19 protein-coding genes are annotated in these 20,719 nt (G+C 50.7%); 2 read left to right on the top strand and 17 right to left on the bottom strand.

Going from position 1 to position 20,719, the window contains the following annotated elements; genetic code table 11:
* Positions 1 to 7: 7 nt before the first annotated feature.
* Complete coding sequence (locus tag Q366_RS04825) at positions 8 to 340, bottom strand: hypothetical protein (RefSeq protein ID WP_035236841.1); 333 nt, start codon at positions 338 to 340, stop codon at positions 8 to 10.
* A 67-nt stretch (positions 341 to 407) separates the two neighbouring features.
* Positions 408 to 1,271, bottom strand: coding sequence for a DMT family transporter (locus Q366_RS04820; RefSeq protein ID WP_245619873.1), 864 nt, complete (start codon positions 1,269 to 1,271; stop codon positions 408 to 410).
* Positions 1,272 to 1,570: 299 nt separating this feature from the next.
* On the opposite strand from Q366_RS04820, the gene Q366_RS04815 reads away from it, so the two are divergent.
* Positions 1,571 to 2,482, top strand: a complete 912-nt coding sequence (locus tag Q366_RS04815) for a proline dehydrogenase family protein (RefSeq protein WP_035236837.1) — start codon at positions 1,571 to 1,573, stop codon at positions 2,480 to 2,482.
* Positions 2,483 to 2,495: 13 nt separating this feature from the next.
* Here the strand turns inward: Q366_RS04815 and fdhF are convergent, their stop codons facing one another.
* Positions 2,496 to 5,234: a formate dehydrogenase subunit alpha gene (fdhF, locus tag Q366_RS04810; protein WP_051957824.1), complete on the bottom strand. Its 2,739-nt coding sequence runs from the start codon at positions 5,232 to 5,234 to the stop codon at positions 2,496 to 2,498.
* A 14-nt stretch (positions 5,235 to 5,248) separates the two neighbouring features.
* The gene (gene nuoF / locus Q366_RS04805; RefSeq protein ID WP_156968115.1) at positions 5,249 to 6,940 is read right to left on the bottom strand and encodes an NADH-quinone oxidoreductase subunit NuoF; all 1,692 of its coding nucleotides are present in this window, start codon (positions 6,938 to 6,940) and stop codon (positions 5,249 to 5,251) included.
* A 397-nt stretch (positions 6,941 to 7,337) separates the two neighbouring features.
* Here nuoF and Q366_RS04795 point away from each other — a divergent pair, with 397 nt between their 5' ends.
* Positions 7,338 to 7,616 carry a type II toxin-antitoxin system RelE family toxin gene (locus tag Q366_RS04795; protein ID WP_035236835.1) on the top strand — a complete coding sequence of 93 codons (279 nt, stop codon included), beginning with the start codon at positions 7,338 to 7,340 and terminating at the stop codon, positions 7,614 to 7,616.
* Between the two features lie 2 nt (positions 7,617 to 7,618).
* Here the strand turns inward: Q366_RS04795 and Q366_RS04790 are convergent, their stop codons facing one another.
* From Q366_RS04790 to prmC, 13 genes are all read right to left on the bottom strand, one after another.
* Positions 7,619 to 8,281, bottom strand: a complete 663-nt coding sequence (locus Q366_RS04790; RefSeq protein ID WP_035236834.1) for an endonuclease III domain-containing protein — start codon at positions 8,279 to 8,281, stop codon at positions 7,619 to 7,621.
* Positions 8,282 to 8,285: 4 nt separating this feature from the next.
* Positions 8,286 to 8,981 (bottom strand): DUF554 domain-containing protein, encoded by a 696-nt coding sequence (locus Q366_RS04785; RefSeq protein ID WP_035236832.1) that lies wholly within the window; start codon positions 8,979 to 8,981, stop codon positions 8,286 to 8,288.
* 159 nt (positions 8,982 to 9,140) lie between these two features.
* Positions 9,141 to 9,980 carry a phosphoribosylformylglycinamidine synthase subunit PurQ gene (locus tag Q366_RS04780; protein WP_035236830.1) on the bottom strand — a complete coding sequence of 280 codons (840 nt, stop codon included), beginning with the start codon at positions 9,978 to 9,980 and terminating at the stop codon, positions 9,141 to 9,143.
* Positions 9,977 to 12,979 (bottom strand): AIR synthase-related protein, encoded by a 3,003-nt coding sequence (locus Q366_RS04775; RefSeq protein ID WP_035236828.1) that lies wholly within the window; start codon positions 12,977 to 12,979, stop codon positions 9,977 to 9,979. The genes Q366_RS04780 and Q366_RS04775 overlap by 4 nt, the downstream gene beginning before the upstream one ends.
* The gene (gene rseP, locus Q366_RS04770) at positions 12,979 to 14,058 is read right to left on the bottom strand and encodes an RIP metalloprotease RseP (RefSeq protein ID WP_035236826.1); all 1,080 of its coding nucleotides are present in this window, start codon (positions 14,056 to 14,058) and stop codon (positions 12,979 to 12,981) included. Before rseP ends, Q366_RS04775 begins: the two co-directional genes overlap by 1 nt.
* 20 nt (positions 14,059 to 14,078) lie before the next feature.
* Positions 14,079 to 15,239, bottom strand: a complete 1,161-nt coding sequence (locus tag Q366_RS04765; RefSeq protein ID WP_035236824.1) for a 1-deoxy-D-xylulose-5-phosphate reductoisomerase — start codon at positions 15,237 to 15,239, stop codon at positions 14,079 to 14,081.
* Positions 15,236 to 16,051: a phosphatidate cytidylyltransferase gene (locus Q366_RS04760; protein WP_035236822.1), complete on the bottom strand. Its 816-nt coding sequence runs from the start codon at positions 16,049 to 16,051 to the stop codon at positions 15,236 to 15,238. The genes Q366_RS04765 and Q366_RS04760 overlap by 4 nt, the downstream gene beginning before the upstream one ends.
* Positions 16,051 to 16,794: an undecaprenyl pyrophosphate synthase gene (locus Q366_RS04755; protein ID WP_084691718.1), complete on the bottom strand. Its 744-nt coding sequence runs from the start codon at positions 16,792 to 16,794 to the stop codon at positions 16,051 to 16,053. The genes Q366_RS04760 and Q366_RS04755 overlap by 1 nt, the downstream gene beginning before the upstream one ends.
* Positions 16,784 to 17,341: a ribosome recycling factor gene (frr, locus tag Q366_RS04750; RefSeq protein ID WP_035236820.1), complete on the bottom strand. Its 558-nt coding sequence runs from the start codon at positions 17,339 to 17,341 to the stop codon at positions 16,784 to 16,786. Before frr ends, Q366_RS04755 begins: the two co-directional genes overlap by 11 nt.
* Positions 17,342 to 17,343: 2 nt before the next feature.
* The gene (gene pyrH / locus Q366_RS04745) at positions 17,344 to 18,078 is read right to left on the bottom strand and encodes a UMP kinase (protein ID WP_035236819.1); all 735 of its coding nucleotides are present in this window, start codon (positions 18,076 to 18,078) and stop codon (positions 17,344 to 17,346) included.
* Between the two features lie 3 nt (positions 18,079 to 18,081).
* Positions 18,082 to 18,678 (bottom strand): translation elongation factor Ts, encoded by a 597-nt coding sequence (gene tsf / locus Q366_RS04740; RefSeq protein WP_035236817.1) that lies wholly within the window; start codon positions 18,676 to 18,678, stop codon positions 18,082 to 18,084.
* Positions 18,679 to 18,810: 132 nt separating this feature from the next.
* Positions 18,811 to 19,683 carry a 30S ribosomal protein S2 gene (rpsB, locus tag Q366_RS04735; protein ID WP_035236815.1) on the bottom strand — a complete coding sequence of 291 codons (873 nt, stop codon included), beginning with the start codon at positions 19,681 to 19,683 and terminating at the stop codon, positions 18,811 to 18,813.
* A gap of 161 nt (positions 19,684 to 19,844) precedes the next feature.
* The gene (gene prmC, locus Q366_RS04730) at positions 19,845 to 20,711 is read right to left on the bottom strand and encodes a peptide chain release factor N(5)-glutamine methyltransferase (RefSeq protein WP_035236813.1); all 867 of its coding nucleotides are present in this window, start codon (positions 20,709 to 20,711) and stop codon (positions 19,845 to 19,847) included.
* Between the last annotated feature and the right edge of the window lie 8 nt (positions 20,712 to 20,719).

The raw sequence follows: 20,719 nt of genomic DNA, 5'->3' as shown, positions 1-20,719 counted from the left end.
CAAGAAATCAAATACAGATGGACAGCTTTTCGAGAACGGCGTCTGCCCAGTCCGCCAGCCAGTTGCGCTGCTCAACCGTGGCATAGCCCATACAATCACACCTGATGTTGGTTTTAATCCTTACTAACAGCTCACAGGACAAGGCGGTTTCCTCCAGCATCAGGGCAAACACATGGGGGCCGCAGGAGTTGTGGGCGGCCTGAATTGGGGTCAAAATGCCGGGGTCCAGTTCAAGCCAGTAGATTCCGCCTACAGTGGCAGGCTCAAGATTTGTATCAAAATACTGTTTTAAAGCCGAATAATCCTTAAGCGTAAAGCCGTCAATGACATACTGTTTCATGGATCAGTTAATTATCACAGAAGCATTTAACTATGCAACCTGAACTTAAATTCCGGGGGCTTGATTTTCAAGCAGGCTTCCGGGCCAGAACAATGATATTGCCGGCCAGAACAAAGCCCAGACCCGCCAGGGCCGGAATAGTCCAAACATAGCCTTCTGCAAAAGTGGAAATGATAAGCGCCACCACCGGCACCACAGTAATGGCATAGGACGCCTTGTCAGCCCCCATGGTTCCGGTCAGGGTCAGATAGGTGCCAAAGGCCACGATGGAACCAAAAAGGGACAGAAATACTAATGATCCGATATATGGCAGGGAAAAAGAAAAATCAAAGGTTTTTCCCATACACAGGGCAACCGCCACAAGAGACAAAGTCCCGTATGCCATGCCAAAGGCATTGGCCTGAATCACGGGGATTTGCGCTTTGGTGTTCCGGGCAGAAGTAATATTTCCAAGGGATCCAAGCATCACCGAGGACAAGGCAAGAATCAGGCCCTTAACCCCCTGGTCAGCCAGGCTGAATGAACTGATTTCCCGCATGTAGATCAAACAGATACCGAATATGCCGACCAGAGCGCCGATAAGGGTTTTAGGGTTTACAGCCACCCCGCGGAACAGGGCATTGTTGGCGATATTGAAAAACACCAGTGAAGAAAACACCACGGCTGCGATCCCCGACGTCAGATATATCTCAGCCTGATAAATCAGCCAGTAATTGATGGAAAAAAGACAGACCCCTAAAAGGGCCATGAAAAGATGTTCTTTCAAGGAAAACTTCAAGGACAGGCCCAAGGCTTTACAAAACACGAACAGCACCGCAGATGCCAGCCCAAACCGGTAAATGACCGATACCATGGGGTCCACATGACCCAGTTGAAATTTGATTGCAATCCAGGTGGAACCCCAGATTAATACGGTTATCAATTCAACCACTATGGACTGAAAGTCCATAGAATGGCGGGCTAAAGCCCGTTGCGACTGAAAGTCGCTGATCTAAGGTACCGCTGCGCGGATCATTTTTATACGGCTACAAGAACTAAGAACCGAAATCCGTAGCATGCCCCTTAATGCCTATAAAAATAATGCACTAAAAGTCTTGGACTAAAGTCCATAGTTTTTACTACCGATTGGGACAATAAAGCGCTATCTGTTTCATCCTTTCTCCTTAAATATAAAATCGTTGAAAAGCAAGCCATGAATAGATTAAAAACAGAATAAAACAGGAGAACAAGATGTTTCATAAAATAATCAGCCAGGCCCTGCCCTATTTCCCGCCAAAATTAATCTGGCAGTTTTCAAAAAGCTATATTGCAGGCACAACCACCCAGGATGCCATTAACGCGTCCAAAGCCCTGAACCGGGAAAATGTTATGGTGACCCTGGACATTCTTGGCGAATTTATCAAGACCATGTCCCAGGCAGCAAAGAACCGGGATGACTACCTTGCCCTTATCCGCACCATTGAAGCAGCAGCAATTAACGGCAACTATTCCCTGAAACCCTCCATGTTCGGTCTTCTGATCGATAAAAAAACCTGTTTTGAATACATGCGGGAACTTACGGCCGAAGCAGCATCCCATGGCAATTTCGTCCGCATTGACATGGAAGACTCTCCCTGTGTGGATGATTCCATTGATATTTTCCGCCGGCTTAAACAGGAATTTCCCCGGAACATCGGCCTGGTGCTCCAGGCTTACCTGAAACGGACCTCAGGCGACCTTGAATCCATGCTGGATCTGCGTCGTGACGATGCAGATCTGAACTTCAGACTGGTCAAGGGGGTTTATGTGGAACCCGCAGCCATTGCATACAAGGCTTACAAAGATATTAATGCCCACTATCTTGAAGACCTTGAATTCATGTTTAAAAACAACGTCTATGCAGCCATTGCCACCCATGACACCCCCTTGATTCAAGGGGCACTTGACCTGATCGACCAATACCAGGTACCAAAGGAGAAATATGAATTCCAGATGCTTTACGGCGTAACCCCCAAAAAACGCCGTGAACTTGTGCAAAACGGCCACAGGATGCGGGTTTACGTACCGTTTGGAGAACAGTGGTTCGGTTATTCCACCCGGCGGCTGAAAGAGAACCCGGCCATGGTCAGACATATCCTTAAAGCGTTGGTGGATAAGGGGTAAGGGTCCAGAAAAATCAGGGTCTGGCCTGCCGCCTCACATCGCTCGCCCGGTCCATGGTGCCGTCGGCAAGCTTTTCAAGCTTGATTGCACACGCCTTGTACTCGGCAGTTTCAGCCACATCATCAAAGGCATCAATGGTCAGCACATTACCACAGGCTTCCCAGAAATGGAAAGAACACCAGCAAACACCGGGTGCCGATCGTTCAGTCACCCAGGCTGTCAGCCGAATCTCACCCCGACGGCTGATGGCTTTGACTTGATCTCCGGTTTTGATGCCCAGATTTTCGGCATCAACAGGGCTCAGTTCCATCAACTCTTCGGGGAACAGCGCTTCCAATCCGACACAATTACGCGTCTGGGTTCCAGAATGGTAGTGCCAGAGACGTCTTCCGGTGGAAAGCACCAATGGATACGCCTGATCCGGCGGCTCAGCCTGCTGACGATACACCGTATGGTGGAACAACCCTTTGCCCCGGGTAAACTTGCCGTCCCTATGCAAAAATTTTGTACCCGGGTGCTCCAGCGTGGGACAAGGCCATTGCAATCCCTTCTCAGAAATACGGTCCCAGGTAATTCCTGCGTAGCTGGTAGAGGATCTTCGCATATCTTCATACACGGCCCGGGAAGAGGTAAATCCAAGATCCACCCCCAACCGTTTGCCAAGTGCCTGCATCACCCGCCAATGTGAACGCGCTTCTCCCGGGGCCTTCAATGCGGCTCTGACACGTTGTACACGACGTTCCGTATTGGTAAAGGTGCCATCCTCTTCACCCCATGCGGTAACCGGGAAAATGACATCCGCGTAGTGCGTCGTAATGGTCGGGAAAATATCCACGCAGACAAAGAATTCAAGGGCTTCAAGCTGTTTGATCGTGTGTGCCATGTTCGGCTCGGTCTGGACGGTATTATCACCCACGCAGTAAAGCACCCTGGTGCCGCCGTCCAGTGCCTTGCGCAGCATGGTGGGCATTTTGTAACCGGGCCTGGCAGACATGCCGGCCACCCCCCAGGCCTTTTCAAACTTGGCAACCACCGCGGGATCATCCACCGGCTGGTAGGTGTGGAACACGTTGGGCAGGGCCCCCATATCACAGGCACCCTGCACGTTGTTCTGACCACGCAGGGGATTCACCCCGGCAGCGTACTTCCCCAGATTTCCCAATACCATTTGCAGGTTGGCAATGGTTTTTACATTGTCAGTTCCGCAGATATGCTCGGTAATCCCCAGGGTGTAACACACACTGGCTGATTTGGCCGTTCCAAGGATACGCGCCACCTGGCGGATCGTTTCTGCCGGGACCCCGCAAATTTCAGAGGCCGCTTCAGGCGTACATTCCTTGACCCACTCCCGGATCTGGTCAGGATTTTCGGTACAGTTCGCCAGGAACGCTTTATCTTCCCACCCATTGGCAAATATGTCATGGATGATGGCGTTCAGATAAGGGACATCCGTTCCCACCTTGTGCTGCACGTGCAATCCGGCCCACCGTGTCAAATCAATCTTGCGCGGATCGCTGACAATCAATGTGCCGCCCTTTTTAACCGATTGTTTCATGAAGTACGAAATAACCGGATGGGCCTCGGTGGTATTGGAACCGATCACAAACAAAACTTGTGCATCACCAATTTCCCTGATGGAATTGGTCATCGCGCCGGATCCGAATGCGGCAGCCAGACCGGCCACTGTGGGCGCGTGACAAGCCCGGGCGCAATGATCCACATTGTTGGTCTTGATTACCCCTCTGGTAAACTTCTGGATGGCGTAATTATTTTCATTGGTAATACGCCCCGATCCAAATGCAGAAAAGGTATCAGGACCATATCTGTCCACAAGGGCCTTGATACGGCTTGCTGTGTAATCCAAGGCCTCGTCCCAGGAAACACGGACATGCCCGCCGTTTTTCCTGATCATTGGGTATTTCAAACGGGTTTCATTGGAAGGGAACTCATACCCGTAACGCCCCTTGACACACAACATCCCTTCATTGGGAAAAGTTTCCCGCCCGGTCACGCGAACAATCTTGTTGTTCTGTTTGTCCACATGCAAAGTCACCTGACAGCCAACGCCGCAGTACGGACAGGTGGTATCCACCTTTTCCAGTTGCCAGGGACGTCCCTTTCCAACTGACTTTTTATCAACCAATGCCCCCACCGGGCAAAGCTGCACACATTCGCCGCACTGCACACAACCGGACTGGCCCATCTGACGGTCATCATCAAACACGATGGCTGTCTCGTGGCCACGATACTTGAAATCCAGAATTTCATTTACGACAACAGTATTGCAGGCGCTGACGCAGCGGCCGCAGGCGATACATTTGCTGCGATCCACCTGGATGCACGCGGAACTGATGTCCAGTTCCCGGGGAATGTCAGCATACTTGAACGAGCCACGCTCAATCCCGAGAAAGTAAGCCGCATCCTGAAGCTCACATTGTCCGTTCTGCTCGCAGGCCAGACAGTCGTGGTTCCCGCTGGACAGCAGAAGATCCACGACCATTTTCTGTGCTTCCAGCGCTTTGACAGAATTGCCCGTTACTGTCATGCCATCCCGGGCCATCACTGTACAGGAGGTCTGTAACCCTCTCATCTCTTCGACTTCTACGACACACGCCCGGCACTTGCCCGCAGGACCTGTCTTTTTGTGATAACACAGAGAGGGGATATAGATCCCATTGTCCCGCGCCACTTCAAGGATTGTTTTTTCCCCCTCAAATGGACACGCCCGGCCGTTGATCTGAATTATCGACATTGAATTTTCTCCAGTTAAAATTTTACAAGGGCTTCAAATTCAGGACGAAATTTTTTGACCATTGCCTCAACCGGCATGGCAAAGGCTTCTCCAAGCGGGCAAAGGGTCAATCCTTTAACCCCAGCACAGATCTTGAGGATTAAATCTATATCTTTGTGGGTGCCTGTCCCTTTTACCAGCGCGCTCAGCCGGTTCTTGATCAAATTCGACCCTTCACGGCAGGGAACGCACTGCCCGCAAGATTCGTGAGCATAAAACGCTATGGTACGCAGCGCCACCTGCGGAATAGACACGGTATCATTCATCACCATAATACCGCCGGAACCGAGCAGCGTTCCTGCCTTAACACAGGAAGCGTAGTCAAGCACCAGTCCTTTTGCCTCTTGTGCCGTCAGGATAGGAACCGACAATCCGCCGACGATCACAGCCTTCAAGGTTCCTTTCACGCCCCCGGCCGCCGCCAGCACCTTGTCCAGTGTCACACCCATGGGAAATTCAAAAGCGCCGGGTTTGTTGACCTGCCCTGACACACTATAAATCTTTGGCCCTGAATTCCCAACCGTGCCGATCTTTTTGAAAGCATCCGCACCATGGGTCACAATATAAGGCAGACAGGAAAGGGTCTCGACATTGTTAATGATCGTGGGGCAACCATACAGCCCGATATTGGCAGGAAACGGCGGTTTGGGACGTGGATTGCCGCGTTTGCCTTCAATGGATTCCATCAACGCGGTCTCATCACCACAGACGTAGGACCCCGCGCCACGATGAACAACAATGTCAATATGTTTCACCGGGGCCCGGGCAATCGCCTTTTCCAGAACATCCGCAATAAAACCGAACTCACCCCGGATATAGATGAAGGCTGTTCGGGCACCGATAGCATGTGCAGCAATGGCAATCCCCTCAATGAGAAGGTGGGGATCATACTGCATGATCTGACGATCCTTGAAGGTTCCGGGCTCACCTTCGTCTGCATTACACACCAGGTACACAGGCCTGGTGGCGTCTTGGGTCAAAAAGCCCCATTTGGTTCCTGCAGGAAAGCCGGCCCCCCCTCTTCCGCGCAATAATGATTTCGTCACTTCTGCGCGGACAACATCAGGTGCCATGCCCAGGGCCTTATCCAAGGCCGCATAATCGTGTGGCGCAATGCTGGGTTGACCGCGATTTTTCAAAAGAATACCCGGCTCGGTATAAAAAAATGACGTGGGATCAGCCCGGGGCATCACGCCTTTGCGCAGGGAGGCAATCAGCTCGTCTGTGCGGGCGAAAGTCATGTTTTCGTAATAAACATCATTAACCTGAATAACCGGACAGGTTCCGCACGAGCCCAGACACTCGACTGCCGTCAGGGTGAACAGACCATCTGCCGTACTTTCCCCTGCTTTGATACCCAGAATCTTTTCCAGGTGCGCCAGGATTTCCAGTCCCCCCATAAGGGTAGCAGGAATATTGGTATCTACCTGGAGATGATATTTACCAATCGTGCCGCCAACATTGTACATCGTGTAAAATGTTGCCACACCGAAGGCCTTTGCAGCAGAGACGCCAACCGCCTTTGCAACAGCACGGATCTGTGCACGGGTCAGCACATTTTCGTTCTCACGCTGCATAAGGGATAACGCCGGCATAAGCGCAGATTCCTTACGCGGATAACGCGCGCAAAGACGGTTGATCTGTGTACGAACGGATTGAGAAATCATGGAAAAAATGCCTCCAATGTGGGAGAAACAGATAAGTTCACCATCCAATTTGAAACCGTTTGATTCAACAGACTTGAAAGCTCAAGGTGTAAAAGTATTCATGGTGTTGCCTGTCTATTAGAGCAAAACCCATTGGATTTTTCAAGTAAATCCGTTACCTAAAAAGCAAGAGTAGAGCGGACTCCCTACCTATGAAAACTTGTCAGAAAATGTTCACCGAGTTTAATTATCCTTACAAACTCGTGAAATATTGTTAAATATTTTTATTGATCATTCATATAGTAAGGATTGATGAAATTGAGGATCTTCGTCTCACAGCACTGGCCCTGTCCAGGATTCAGAATTTTGATCCTGCCGAGACAATTTCCCACGCAGAGATGATGGAAAAATATACAAAATGACCTGGGAAATTTTGTATCATAAAGATGTTGATGATGATTTAAAAAGCGTGGGACCGTCGGCCGCCAGCCGCATCATCAAGACAATTGATAAAAAACTGACAACAGCCCCGGATCAGTACGAGATACCTCTGTCCCATAACTTGAAAAATTTCAGAAAACTGCGAATCGGTGATTACAGGGTTGTTTACAGGATCGTCGAACAAAAAGTCATTGTTTATGTCCTTGCAGTGGGTCCCCGACGAGACAAAGAAATTTACAGAGCAGCATCAGAGTAACACTAAAAACGGGGCGGTTTTGCCGGTTTCACCCCTTTTTTAGGACAGTGTTCTTCGAGTACACAACGGTAACAATGGGGGCCGACCGGACGGCAGGTGCCCTGGCCAAAGGCAACCAGAATCCGGTTCACCTCTTTCCAGAATTTTCTCGGCAGCTTTTTCCTTAATGCTTTTTCCGTATCAAGGGGGGTTTTTGTTTTCACATACCCCCAGATATTCATGATCCGGTGTACATGGGTGTCCACGCAGATGGCGTCCTTGTCAAAGGCCACGGACCTGACCAGGTTGGCGGTTTTACGCCCTACCCCCGGAAGCGTCACCAGCGCCTCAATCTCATCAGGGACCTTTCCCCCAAAGGCATCCAGGGCATCGGGCAGTTTGGATAAATATTGCGCTTTGGATTTGTAAAACCCCACGGGAAAAATCAGGTCCTGGATATGGGAAACGGAAAGCATTCTCAATGATCCAGGGTCCGGAGCCTTTTCCAGCAGGCGCTGGGCCGCAACCGCCGTGACTTCATCCTTGGTTCTTGCGGACAGGATCGTGGCCACAAGCACTTTAAAGGCAGACCGGCTCTGGACGGCAATCAGGTCCACCACCGGCACCTGGTAGGTCTCAACCTCTTGTCTTAAGGTCCCAATAAAAAATGCAATATCAATGGCCATGACATTACTTGAATAGGGTTGTGGCAAAATAATAGATCAACGGCAGAAAAATGGCCGGCAGCATGTTGCCCACGGCAATCTTTTTCTCCCGGATCATGTTCAATCCAATGGCTGCGATGAGCAGCCCCCCTGCCCCGGACATCTGGCTGACCACCGAAGGGATCAGATAGGGTTTCATGAATCCTGCGGCAAGGGTTATGGCGCCCTGGTAAACCAGAACAGCCCCGGCGGAAAGCCCCACCCCGACCCCTAAGGATGCGGTCAGGATAATGGAAGTCACACCGTCCAGAAAGGATTTGGCAAACAAGGTTGCATGATTGCCTGTGAGTCCGCTTTCAAGGGAGCCCACTATGGCCATGGAACCTACGCAAAATAAAAGGGAAGCCGTAACAAAGGCCGTTGACATGGAAGGGGTTGAGGCGACCGGATCTGTGAATTTTCTTTCCAGAAAATCCCCCAAATTTTTAAGATACGCTTCTATGGCTAAAAACTCACCGATAACGGCACCAACGGCAAGACTGATAATGATCACCAGAATATCCGGGCACCCCAAGGCACTTTTCAGTCCGATAAGAATGACGGACAGGGCAATGGCCTGGAGCACGGTGATGTTGTACTTTTCAGGAATTCCGTTTCGAAACAGCATTCCAATGGTTGTACCTGCCAGGATGGCAAAGGTATTTACAATGGTTCCCAGCATGCTTAAGATGCTTCCGAATTAAAACCATGAAGAGCATGAAGGACATGAAGATTAATTTTCCGGTATATATTCTTCATGCTCTTCATGCTCTTCATGTCCTTCATGGTAAAATAAAAAACTCAATGCTTGAGTTTATAACATTGAGTTGGGGGTTTTCATTCAGCCTATAGATACAGAGCGTTGGATATAGTTCACACCGTTTTCAAACAGCCGAATTCCGGTAGTGATGGTCTGTTCAAGGGATTTGCCCTGGCGCTTTGCACAAGCTTTCTGCCTGGGCCAGTCCGGATGGTTGCCAAAATGATTGTAGCCTTCGGGATGGGGCATCAGGCCGAATATTCGTCCTGTGGGATCACAGATGCCCGCGATATCATCCAAAGCCCCATTGGGATTGGCCGGAAAGGCACCCTTTGCAGGCACACCATTGGCATCTGCATACCGGAATACCACCTGGCGGTTGGCAATAAGGCTTGCAAGGACGTCAGGGTCCGCAACAACCTTTCCTTCACCGTGGCGTACCGGATAGTCAGATACGCCCAATCCCTTTGTGAACACACAGGGGCTGTCTGCATCGGGCACAAGCCTCACCCACTGGTCCCTGAAATTGCCGCAGTCATTATAGGTAATGGCCACGGACCTGCGGGTATAATCCTGGTCCAGGCCGGGCAAAAGGCCTAAATTCACGAGGGCCTGGAATCCGTTGCAGATCCCGATGACCAGTTTGCCGTCATCCACGAAGTCCAGCAAATCTTTTCCGATATTGTTCTTCAGCTTCAGGGCCTGGATCACCCCTGCCCCATGGTCGTCCCCCCAGGAAAACCCGCCGCCGAATGCAAGAATCTGGAAATCCGCCAACCGGACATCGCCTCTGATCAGGGAATTAATATGCACCCGGTGAGCACCAGCACCGGCCTTTTCAAAGGCAAAGGCGGTTTCAGAATCACAGTTCAGGCCAAATCCCGTCAGTATCAGCGCTTTTACAGCGCTTGCGCCGCTCATATTCTATCTCCAAAGGTCTTGTTGAATGCTGAATCAAGGGTTGCAACCGGCAGATCTGCCACAGGGTTACCGTCTGCTGAGATGTTGAGCCGGTCATGGCTGTCGGTTACCCTGCCAAGACATGCGCAGGGCAGTCCCTTGCACAGTTTTTCAAAGGTTTGTTTTTTATCCGGGCCCACAGTGACGATAAACCGTCCCGCAGACTCGGAAAATAAGGCTTTTTCACTGGAAAGCGGCAGATTGTCTGTCAGGGGCAATCCAGCCAGATCAATGTCAAGGCCAAGTCCGCCGGCCATTGCCGCAAGGCTCAAGTGAATGCCTAAACCGCCGCGCCCCACAGCATGGCATGAGGCAACCAGTTCTTTGTCAATGGCTTTTTCCAGGGCCTTGTACAAGGTTTTAAGCTTTGAAAAGTCAACCCGGGGCACATTAAGACCGGTTTTTCCGAACATCTCGTAATACTCAGATGCCCCCAGCTCGTCCCCGGTACTTCCCAGAACATATAAATAATCGCCCGCTGTCTTGGGCTCCAGGGTCACACACCGGCTGACATCGGGAACCAGGGATACGGCGGAGAATTGAACCGTCTCCAAAGCTGACACTTTGATACGCTCACCAAAGGCCCCTTCCAGATGGCCGTCCACATACATGGAGTCCTTGCCCGAGAGCAATGGAATCTCATAGGCCATGCAGGCATCTTTCAAGGCCCGGCAGGCCCGGACAAGCTGGGCGGCCTTGAATTTCCCGTCCGGATTGGACACCGCGTCATATCCGATATCCGGCCAGCAGAAATTGTCCACCCCGCCGATGTGGTCCAGGGACCCGCCCACGGCAATGAGACGGCGTACGGCCTCATCAATGGTACAGGCCATCATATGATACGCATCAATTTTTGAGTACCAGGGCAGAATACTCTGGGAAAAGGCAAGCCCGCTTTCGCTGGTGAGCACGGGCCGGGTCACCGAAGCATCCGTGGGAATGTTGCGGTTGATTCCCACCAGGGGCTTGATCACGGAGCCGCCCTGGACCTCGTGGTCGTACTGGCGGATGATCCACTCCTTGGAACAGATATTGGGCCTGGCCAGCATCTGTTCCAGCAGGCTGTTAAAATCTGTTGGTGTGGAGATCACAGGTTCTGTCAGGCCGCGGCTGGCTGGCGGGGTCCACACCGCCTCAAATTCCCAGGCCGGGAACCCTTTGTCCAGAAGGTCCATATCCACGTATGCACAGGTCTTATCCTTGTATTTGATATGCAGTTTGCCTGAATCGGTGTATTTGCCGATAACCGTGGATTCCACCTCATGAAGATCAGACAACGCCATGAACCGGTCCAGGTTTTCAGGCTTGATGGCAATGGTCATGCGCTCCTGGGATTCGGAAATCCAGATTTCCCACATGTCCATGCCCTCGTATTTCAGGGGCACCTTGTCCAGCCAGACCTCACACCCATTGGAGAGCATGGCAGACTCGCCCACGGAAGAGGATAATCCACCGCCGCCATTGTCCGTAATAAAGGTGATCAGCCCTTCATCCCGGCATATCAGCAGAAAATCATGCATTTTTTTCTGGGTATAGGGATCACCGATCTGGACATGGCCGGCCGGGGTATTCTCGGAATAGCTTTTGGAAGAGGCGGTTACCCCGTGGATTCCGTCTTTGCCCACACGGCCGCCGCTCATGATGATCAGCTCGCCCGGTGAGGTGGTTTTTTCATGGCTTGGCTTACCATTCACGGTTTTGGGCATAATCCCCAACGCCGTTACAAAAACCAGGGATTTGCCCATATACCCCGGGTCAAACAGGGTCTGGCCAAAAGTAGTCGGCACCCCGCTTTTATTCCCCCCGTCCTTGACGCCTTCAATAACGCCGTCAAGCAGACGCCGGGGATGAAGGGGGGGCTTTAACGGGCCGTTATAATTGATATCCCCCACGCAGAAACCGAAACTGCCCATGAACAGCTTGGAACCTAGACCCGTGCCCATGGGATCACGGTAGACCCCCACAATTCCTGTAATGGCACCGCCGTAGGCTTCCATGTTGGAAGGGGAGTTATGGGTTTCTCCGGTGATCACATAGTTATTCTCATCATCAAACGCCCCCACACCGGCATTGTCCCATAACACGGAAACCACCCAGTTCTTGGTCTCTTTCAGGGCCAGGGTGGGTGCTTTGATATAGGTCTTAAACAAAGAGTCTTCCGTCGTGGTTTGCCCGGTTTCTGTGTCCGTATATCTGAAAATCCCGTTAAAGGTGTTGTGGCAGCAATGGTCGGACCGGGACTGGGAAATATATTCAAGCTCCACATCCGTGGGCTTTGACAACCCCATCTGGGCCCTCTCCGCCAGAACCTTTTTATCCAGAAAATACCCCCGGATCACAGGAATATCCCTGGGATTCAGTGACAGACTGCGTTCATGGGAAATCCGTGCAAGGATCTCATCGCTATCAATATCCATGAAGTCAAAGCCGGGGGTATGATTTAAAATTACCTTGGCAGGTTTTACATCTGCCCCGGTCTTTTTGTCCCATTGGTCTTTGCCAAACACCTTGTATTGCTGGATGATACCATTGGACAGAATCTGGCGGGCAATTTTTTCAGCATCTTCCCGGGTCAGTTCAGCACCGGTCAGGCAGTACCGTTTAGATGTGTAAATATTCTCGCCAGGCAAAAAATCTTTTTTAAGAAGGTCCCTGACCGCTTCCACAGCCGTGGCCCCGGCATTGTCCCGAACCCCCGGGCGGAATCCCACCCAGATGCAGAAATGAAAGTCAATATCCAGGGGGCCAAGACTGGATTCCTGAATAACAGGATTGGTAAATATCTCCCGGCGTATGGTTTCCAGTTCGTCCTGACCCAGATCAGACTCCAGGGTCACGATATTGATGCACCGGGCATCATCCATTTTAATGCCGAAATAGGCATGGGCCTTTTTCACCAGGGACTGGCCTTCGGCATCCCTTAAATCCTGTTTTAACGTGATTTCGATGTTGGAAATCATTATAATCCACCGTTGAATAATCTGACTATGTCATTATAAAAAACAAACACCATTAAAGTCATCAGCACAGCTACCCCGAACTGAACCATTTTCTCACGCACCCGGGTGTTGACAGGGCTGCCTTTGAGCGCTTCAATGCTTAAAAATAAAAGATGCCCCCCATCTAAAACCGGGATGGGAAACAGATTGATGATCCCAAGGTTTACAGAGATGAGCGCAATAAACCATACAAAATTTTCAAACCCTGCCCGGGCCTGATCCCCGGCCATCTTGGCAATCATGATGGGACCGCCCAGATTGTCGGCAGACACAGCCCCTGTGAACATTTTCACCACGGACAAAAGCGTCAGTTTCACCATCCCGTAGGTATCGGATACAGCACGGACCGCGGCTTGCCCGGGGTTTAAGGGAGAATGAAAGGTTTCGCCGGTGCCGATAATACCGATCACATACCGGTTCACGGTCTCCCCGAACAGGTTCTTCTCTTCCCGGGTCCGGGGGGTAATCGTAAAGGAACGGACCTCACCTTCCCGTTCCACAAGAAAGGTCAAAGGGTTACCGTCACTTTTTGAAACAATCCGGGAAATGTCCTCAAAAGACTGGACAGGTACACGGTCAATCTCCTTTATCACATCCCCATTTTTAATGCCTGCAGCCATGGCCGCGGAATCGTCCACCACCTTGCCCACCTGGGGAAGTCCCATGTAGATGCCGCTGGTTTGATATAAAAGGTAAAAAATCACGATGGCCAGAAAAAAATTAAATGCCGGGCCAGCCGCTGCAATCAACGCCCGCTGCCCCACGCTTTTATGGGTAAAGGAGAGATGAATGGCTTTTTCATCAAGCGTTTTTGCATCACCAGGCTCCTCTCCGGTCATTTTAACGTATCCGCCCAGAGGAATGGCTGAGATACAATACTGGGTCATTCCCCGTTTAATTTTTAAAATCTTTGGCCCGAACCCCAGGGAAAACACCTCAATCCCCACGCCGCAGGCCCGGGCGACAAGGAAATGCCCCAGTTCATGGACAAAAACCAATACGCCGATAACAATGATAAATGCAAGAAGAGAATGCCCCATATCGATTTTCCTAAAGTTTGTTATGCAAGACTTTGGATCAGGGATTGTGCCTTTTCCCTGGCCCAGCAATCGGCCTCAATAATACCTGAAAGCTCGGGATTGTCAATGCAGGTATGGGCACCCATGACCTCACGGACCAGGGTGAAAATATCGGCAAAACCGATACGTTCTTTAAGGAAGGCGTCCACGGCAGCTTCGTTGGCAGCATTCATAACCGCAGGCAGGGTTCCGCCCCTGCGGCAGGCGTCATAGGCAAATTCAAGGGATGGGAAACGGCTTGTATCAGGGTCGTCAAAGGTTAATCCGTCCATGGCGGCAAAATCGGGAAAATTCAGGTTCAAATCCATGCGGTCCGGATAGGAAAAGGCATAGGCAATGGCGTGCATCATGTCCGGTTCTCCTAATTGTGCCATGACACCACCGTCTTTGAACCCCACCATGGAATGGACAATGCTCTGGGGATGAATTAACACCTGGATCTGATCAACGCGGATATCAAAAAGCCGGACCGCTTCAATGACCTCCAGGGCCTTGTTCATCAGGGTGGCGGAATCAATGGAGATTTTGGCACCCATGTTCCAGGTGGGATGGTCCAGGGCCTGGGCCGGCGTAATGGTCTTAAACCGGTCATGGGGCAGATTCCTGAAAGGTCCGCCCGAGGCCGTGAGAAAAATTTTTTTAAGATCGCGTTTCCGGTTGCCCTGCAGGCATTGAAAAATGGCGCAGTGTTCGGAATCCACGGGCAGGATATCCACCCCTTTTTCCCGGGCCCGGGCCATGACAATATCACCGGCCATGACCAGGGTTTCCTTGTTGGCCAGGGCAAGCGGTTTGCCGGCATCAATGGCGGCAAGGGCCGGGGCAAGGCCTGCAGCCCCCACCATGGCGGCAAGCACCATATCTGTATCCGCCCATTGGGCTGCGGCAATAAAACCGGATTCACCCCACAGGATTTCGGGGCAAAAGGCGCCTGAAAGCATTTTTGCCAGACGGTCAGCCCGCTGTTCGTCCAGCACGGCCACCATGGCCGGCTTAAACTGTTTTATCTGCACGGCCAGAAGATCAATATGGGTGGCACAGGTCAGACATTTGACGCTGAACTTATCCGGGTGCATCCCCACCACCTTAAGGGCAGATGTGCCGATGGAACCTGTGGAGCCCAATATGGTGAACGATTTCACAGGACAAATACCGAAAAAAAATAAAATACCGGGATGGCCAGAAGCAACCCGTCAATGCGGTCCAGCATGCCGCCGTGACCCGGCAGAATTTTTCCCGAATCCTTGATGTGGCCAACCCGCTTCATGGCAGACTCAAAAAGGTCGCCCACCTGACCTGCAACGGCAACACACAATGCGCAGGGGATACCGATCAGGGCAAGGGACACATCCTGGAAAAAAATAAGATTAAAAACAAGCCCGGACGTTACCGAAATCACCAGCCCCCCCACAGCCCCTTCAATGGTTTTATTGGGACTGATCTTAGGTGCAAGTTTATTTTTTCCCTTAAACGTTCCCACATAAAGGGCTCCGGTATCATTGGCAAAACAGACGATGAGCAGCCAGATCACCCACAAAGCCCCGCCCTCTGCGTTCCGGATAAAAACCAGTAGGGCCAAAGATAAAGGGATGTAGACAATGCCAAGCACCTGCCGGGCCACCAGGTCAAAAATATGGGGCAAGGTCGAGAACCTTACCAGTACAAACCCACAAAGGGCCATCAGATCCAGGGCAAGAATAAAAAACAGAATCTGCCAGGATCCAAGACACGCCCCCATGACCAGCACCATACAGGCGACATAGGAGATAATCCGGGTTGTCCGGGGAACGGGGCCGGTATCATTGGCACAGATGATATCAAGATATTCAAGTGTCGCAAAAACAGAAACCCCGGAGACCAGGGCGGCAAATAACAGTATAGACCCTTTAATAATAACCCAGAGCAGAAGGGGTGTAAGAATCAGTGCGGTAAGCCATCGTTTGAAGTGCTGCATTATACTTTCCCGAAACGCCGGTCCCGTTGCTGGTAATCAATTAAAATCTGATAAAACTCCTGCCTGGTGAAATCAGGCCAGAGCGTCGGTGTAAAAGCCAGTTCAGAATATGCAGCCTGCCACATGAGAAAATTGGAAAGCCGGAACTCTGCAGACGTACGGATAATAAGGTCCGGGTCCGGCATGCCGGCAGTATAGAGGTGGTCAGAAACCGTTTTATCCGTAATCTCTTTGGGCTCAAGTATACCGGATTTGATTTTTGCGGCAATCTGTTGAACCGCCCGGGTAATTTCTTCCCTTGCCCCGTAGCTTAGGGCCAGATTCAGGATCATGGCTGAATTCTTTTGCGTGACAGCCATGGCCTGTTCAGCTTCCTTGCGTACATCGTCGGGAAGCCGTTCAATCTGGCCCATGATATTAAGCCGGATATCCTTTTTCCGGATTTCTTCGGTTTTGGTCCTAAGAAAACGTTTAAGCAGATGCATCAGGGCCTTGACCTCTACCTTGGGCCTGGCCCAGTTTTCCGTTGAAAAGGCATACAGGGTGAGTACGCCAATGCCCAGATCCCTGCAGGCCGAGACAACTTCTTCAACGGTTTGCACCCCCTGTTCATGACCTTTAGCCCGGTTCATCAGCCTTTTTTTTGCCCAGCGGCCATTTCCGTCCATGATAAAGGCCACATGGGCGGGAATGGCGTTTAGATCCAGTTCGTCGGGCACCTGGATACTAGAATCAGACTTCAAGAATTTCCTTTTCCTTGGCGGCAAAGATGTCGTCCAGTTTTTTGATGGAAGCGTCGGTGAAGTCCTGGACCTGTTTTTGGGCTTTGAAACTGTCGTCTTCGGAGATATCTCCCTCTTTCTGGAGCTCCTTGAGCATCTCGTTGGAATCCCTGCGGATATTTCTGACGGCCACCTTGAAGTCCTCACAGGTTTTAGCCACGCTTTTTACGATCTCTTTCCTGCGCTCCTCGGTCAGCGGCGGGATGGAAATACGAATCAGCTTACCGTCATTGGAAGGTGTAAGTCCGAGATTTGCCTTTAATATGGCTTTTTCAATCTCATTAATCACTGAGGCGTCCCAGGGCTTTACCGTCAGCAGCCGGCTTTCAGGAACCGATACAGTGGCCATCTGGGGAAGGGGAGTCTGGGCACCGTAATAATCCACCCTGACGTTGTCAAGCATGGACTGGGAGGCCCTTCCAGTACGCACTTTGCTAAGTTCGGCCTCAAAGCTTTTCTCGGATTTCCCCATTCGTTCTCTGGTCTCTTCAAGCACTTCATTAATCATATTCACACGTCCGTTAATTTATTATAAATCCGTGTACCGATTTCCCCGCCCGTGACCGCTTTATATATATTGTCAGCCTTGTGCAGGTTGAGCACCTGTAAAGGAAGGTCCTGTTCCATGGCAAGAGATATGGCGGTCATATCCATGACATGAAGTTGTTTTTCAATCACCTGCATATACGACAGCTTATCAAACATCACAGCATCATCATGGACCTGGGGATCCTTGTCATACACCCCCTCCACCTGGGTGGCCTTAAAAAGAATCTGGGCACGGACCTCGTTGGCCCGGAGAACTGCCGCCGTATCCGTTGTAAAGTAAGGGTTGCCGGTACCGGCAGCAAAAATCACCACCCTGCCCTTTTCCAGATGACGGATGGCTTTCCTGCGGATAAAAGGCTCTGCCACCCTGTCCATGCGGATGGCAGACTGAACCCGGGTGGGGATATCGTGCTTTTCCAAGGCATCGCACAGGGCCAGGCTGTTAATAACAGTGGCCAGCATCCCCATATTGTCGGCAGACGTCCGGTCCATGCCGGCAGAAGACCCTGCCACCCCGCGAAAAATGTTGCCGCCGCCCACGACAATTGAAATCTCCACACCCAGACGGAATACCTTGGCCACTTCACCGGCCACATAGTTTATCATCTCAGGCGTAATGCCGTAGCCCTGATTACCCATCAGGGCTTCGCCACTTAACTTGATCAGAACCCGTTGAAACTCAGGCTTTGTATCCAAGAATTATTCTCCTATCTGGAAACGTGCAAATCTTTTAATCTGGATATTTTCACCGATCTTTCCGATGGTTTCTTTGAGAACATCTTCAACGGTTTTCTGGGGATCTTTGATGTACTGCTGGCTCAACAGGCAGACTTCCTTATAGAATTTTTCCACCTTGCCGTCCACAATTTTATCAATGATATTTTCGGGCTTGCCTTCTTCCAACATCTGGGCACGGTAGATTTCACGCTCTTTTTCTATGACGGACGCATCCACGTCTTCGGGAACCAGACCCGCCGGATTGGCAGCCGCAATGTGCATGGCAATATCTTTGGCAAAATTTGCAAAATCTTCGGTTTTTGCCACGAAATCAGATTCGCAGTTCACTTCAAGCAGCACACCCAGTTTTGCACCGGTATGGATGTAGGAGTAGATAATGCCTTCGCTGGTGGACCGCCCTGCACGCTTGGCTGCTTTGGCCAGACCTTTTTTGCGCAGAAGATCAATTGCCTTGTCCAAATCCCCGTCAGCCTCGGCCAGGACTTTTTTGCAGTCCATAATCCCCGAGCCGGTGGCACCACGAAGCTCCTTTACCATTTGTGCAGTAATCTCAGCCATTCTGTATGCTCCTTTGTTTCGTATATTTAAAATCTTTATTATTTTTCATATAAACAATAATTTCTTGAATTACGTCCTTGCTTTGTTGCGGGCTACACCCAGGTATAAATAGACGATGTCAACCCATGACGGCTATTCAGCAGCTACAGATTCTTGGGTTTCTGAATTTTCCGCCCCCGCTGTTTTTCTTTTAATTTTCTCAATCACAGGTCCGTCTGTACCGTCAGAAACGACCTCGATACCGATTTGTTCACCGGCTCCGCCGTCAGATACCTTGCCAGCACCTTCATCCTGGTCTGACTTTGCACGCTGCCGCTCTTCCCAGATCTGACGGCCTTCAATTGCGGCATCGGCAATCCGGGAGGCAAACAAACGGATGGAACGGATGGCGTCATCGTTGCCGGGAATGACATAATCAATATCATCGGGATCACAATTGGTGTCTACCACGGCGACAATGGGAATACCCAGTCGTTTTGCTTCTTTTACGGCAATGGTTTCATTTTTGGAATCAATAATGAACAGGGCTGCGGGCAGCTTTTTCATATTTGAAATACCGCCAATGGCAAATTCCAGTTTTGCCTTGTCCTTAAGCATTTTTGCCTGTTCTTTTTTGGGATAATTTTCCAACGTCCCATCATTTTCAATGGAATTTAAAAAATGGAAACGGGAAATATTATTTTTGATGGTCTGGAAATTAGTCAGCATGCCGCCTAACCACCGGTTTTCAACATAAAAACTTTCCGCTCTGTTGGCTTCTTCGTAAATGGCTTCGGAGGCCTGTTTTTTGGTCCCCACAAACAGCACATCACCACCGTTTGCAGTAATGTTTTTAATGAAATCATGGGCCTGTCTGTACAATTTAACGGTCTGCTGAAGGTCAATAATGTAGATTCCGTTTCTGGCACCGAAAATGTACCGTTTCATTTTGGGGTTCCAGCGTTTGGTCTGATGTCCGAAATGTACCCCTGCTTCCAGTAATTCTTTGATTGTAATGTAAGCCATTTTTTCTCCAGTTTTTTCAATGGTTTTTAATGTTCATCCACTTGCTTCATCCCCGAAATCGACTTTTAAAAAGCACCGGATCACAGGTCCGCAAGTGTGTGTTCTATGTTTGCAAAAGCAAAATCCAAATTTCTATATCAAAAAGAGAGGGAACAATCAATTTATTTTTTGAAAACCGCCAGCCGGTGATGCCCGGCAAGATCCTTGATAAAATCCAGTTCAGTCACCCAGGAAAACCTTTCAGCAACGGTTTTTACCAGGGATTTCTGGTCAAATCCGATCTCAAGAATCAAACGGCCGGAAGGCAAAAGTCTCTCACCGGCCTGGGCAAGAATCGTTCTGACGGCATCCAGGCCGTCCTTCCCCCCATCCAGAGCCAGGCGGGGTTCACAGTCCCTGACCTCCGGTTCCAGCAATTCAATGTCGGCACTGGGGATATACGGCGGGTTGGACAGGATCAGATCAAACACTGCCCGGGGGGCCACCGCCGAAAGCCAGTCTCCTCTGAATAACGATACCGGGGTCCGGGCAAAGGCCCTTGCATTGTCACAGGCGATGGCAAGTGCAACCGAAGAGAGTTCACTTCCAAAATAGAGATGATCTGGACAGGCATTGGCAATGGAAATAATCACCGCACCAGACCCGACCCCAAGCTCCATCACCCAGGCCTGTCTGCCGCACTGTTTTATTTGTGACAAGAGATCCACAGCCGTTTCCACCAGGGTTTCCGTATCCGGCCTGGGGATGAGCACGCCCGGGGCAACCTTGAACTGCTCCTTGAAAAAACCCTTGCGACCTAGGATATACGCCACAGGCTCCCTTGCGGTCCTGCGCCGGATCAGGGCCTTGAAATCTGAAAGTTCCTGCTTTTCCAAAGGCCGGTCATGCTGGAGGTAAAGATCAAGACGACGCAGCCCCAGGGCCTGGGCCAAAAGGATTTCAGCCGTAAGCCTGGGGCTGTCAATACGACGCTGTGAAAAATAGGTGTCTGTCCAGGAAAGAATGGATTTTATGGTCCAGGCATCCACAGATCAGC

It is taken from the genome of Desulfobacter vibrioformis DSM 8776 (assembly GCF_000745975.1).
GTDB lineage: Bacteria > Desulfobacterota > Desulfobacteria > Desulfobacterales > Desulfobacteraceae > Desulfobacter > Desulfobacter vibrioformis.
The sequence above is the reverse complement of the archived record's forward strand: the minus strand, read 5'-3'. Positions and strand labels throughout refer to the sequence as shown.

What these genes read in the sequence shown, in the direction of transcription:
- Q366_RS04780 (WP_035236830.1), bottom strand. Translation starts at nt 9,980, where the DNA reads ATGAGCGGCGCAAGCGCTGTAAAAGCGCTGATACTGACGGGATTTGGC.
- Q366_RS04790 (WP_035236834.1), bottom strand. Translation starts at nt 8,281, where the DNA reads ATGGCCATTGATATTGCATTTTTTATTGGGACCTTAAGACAAGAGGTT.
- Q366_RS04815 (WP_035236837.1), top strand. Translation starts at nt 1,571, where the DNA reads ATGTTTCATAAAATAATCAGCCAGGCCCTGCCCTATTTCCCGCCAAAA.
- Q366_RS04795 (WP_035236835.1), top strand. Translation starts at nt 7,338, where the DNA reads ATGACCTGGGAAATTTTGTATCATAAAGATGTTGATGATGATTTAAAA.
- rseP (WP_035236826.1), bottom strand. Translation starts at nt 14,058, where the DNA reads ATGGGGCATTCTCTTCTTGCATTTATCATTGTTATCGGCGTATTGGTT.
- Q366_RS04760 (WP_035236822.1), bottom strand. Translation starts at nt 16,051, where the DNA reads ATGCAGCACTTCAAACGATGGCTTACCGCACTGATTCTTACACCCCTT.
- frr (WP_035236820.1), bottom strand. Translation starts at nt 17,341, where the DNA reads ATGATTAATGAAGTGCTTGAAGAGACCAGAGAACGAATGGGGAAATCC.
- Q366_RS04785 (WP_035236832.1), bottom strand. Translation starts at nt 8,981, where the DNA reads ATGCTGGGAACCATTGTAAATACCTTTGCCATCCTGGCAGGTACAACC.
- rpsB (WP_035236815.1), bottom strand. Translation starts at nt 19,683, where the DNA reads ATGGCTTACATTACAATCAAAGAATTACTGGAAGCAGGGGTACATTTC.
- Q366_RS04825 (WP_035236841.1), bottom strand. Translation starts at nt 340, where the DNA reads ATGAAACAGTATGTCATTGACGGCTTTACGCTTAAGGATTATTCGGCT.
- nuoF (WP_156968115.1), bottom strand. Translation starts at nt 6,940, where the DNA reads ATGATTTCTCAATCCGTTCGTACACAGATCAACCGTCTTTGCGCGCGT.
- fdhF (WP_051957824.1), bottom strand. Translation starts at nt 5,234, where the DNA reads ATGTCGATAATTCAGATCAACGGCCGGGCGTGTCCATTTGAGGGGGAA.
- tsf (WP_035236817.1), bottom strand. Translation starts at nt 18,678, where the DNA reads ATGGCTGAGATTACTGCACAAATGGTAAAGGAGCTTCGTGGTGCCACC.
- Q366_RS04775 (WP_035236828.1), bottom strand. Translation starts at nt 12,979, where the DNA reads ATGATTTCCAACATCGAAATCACGTTAAAACAGGATTTAAGGGATGCC.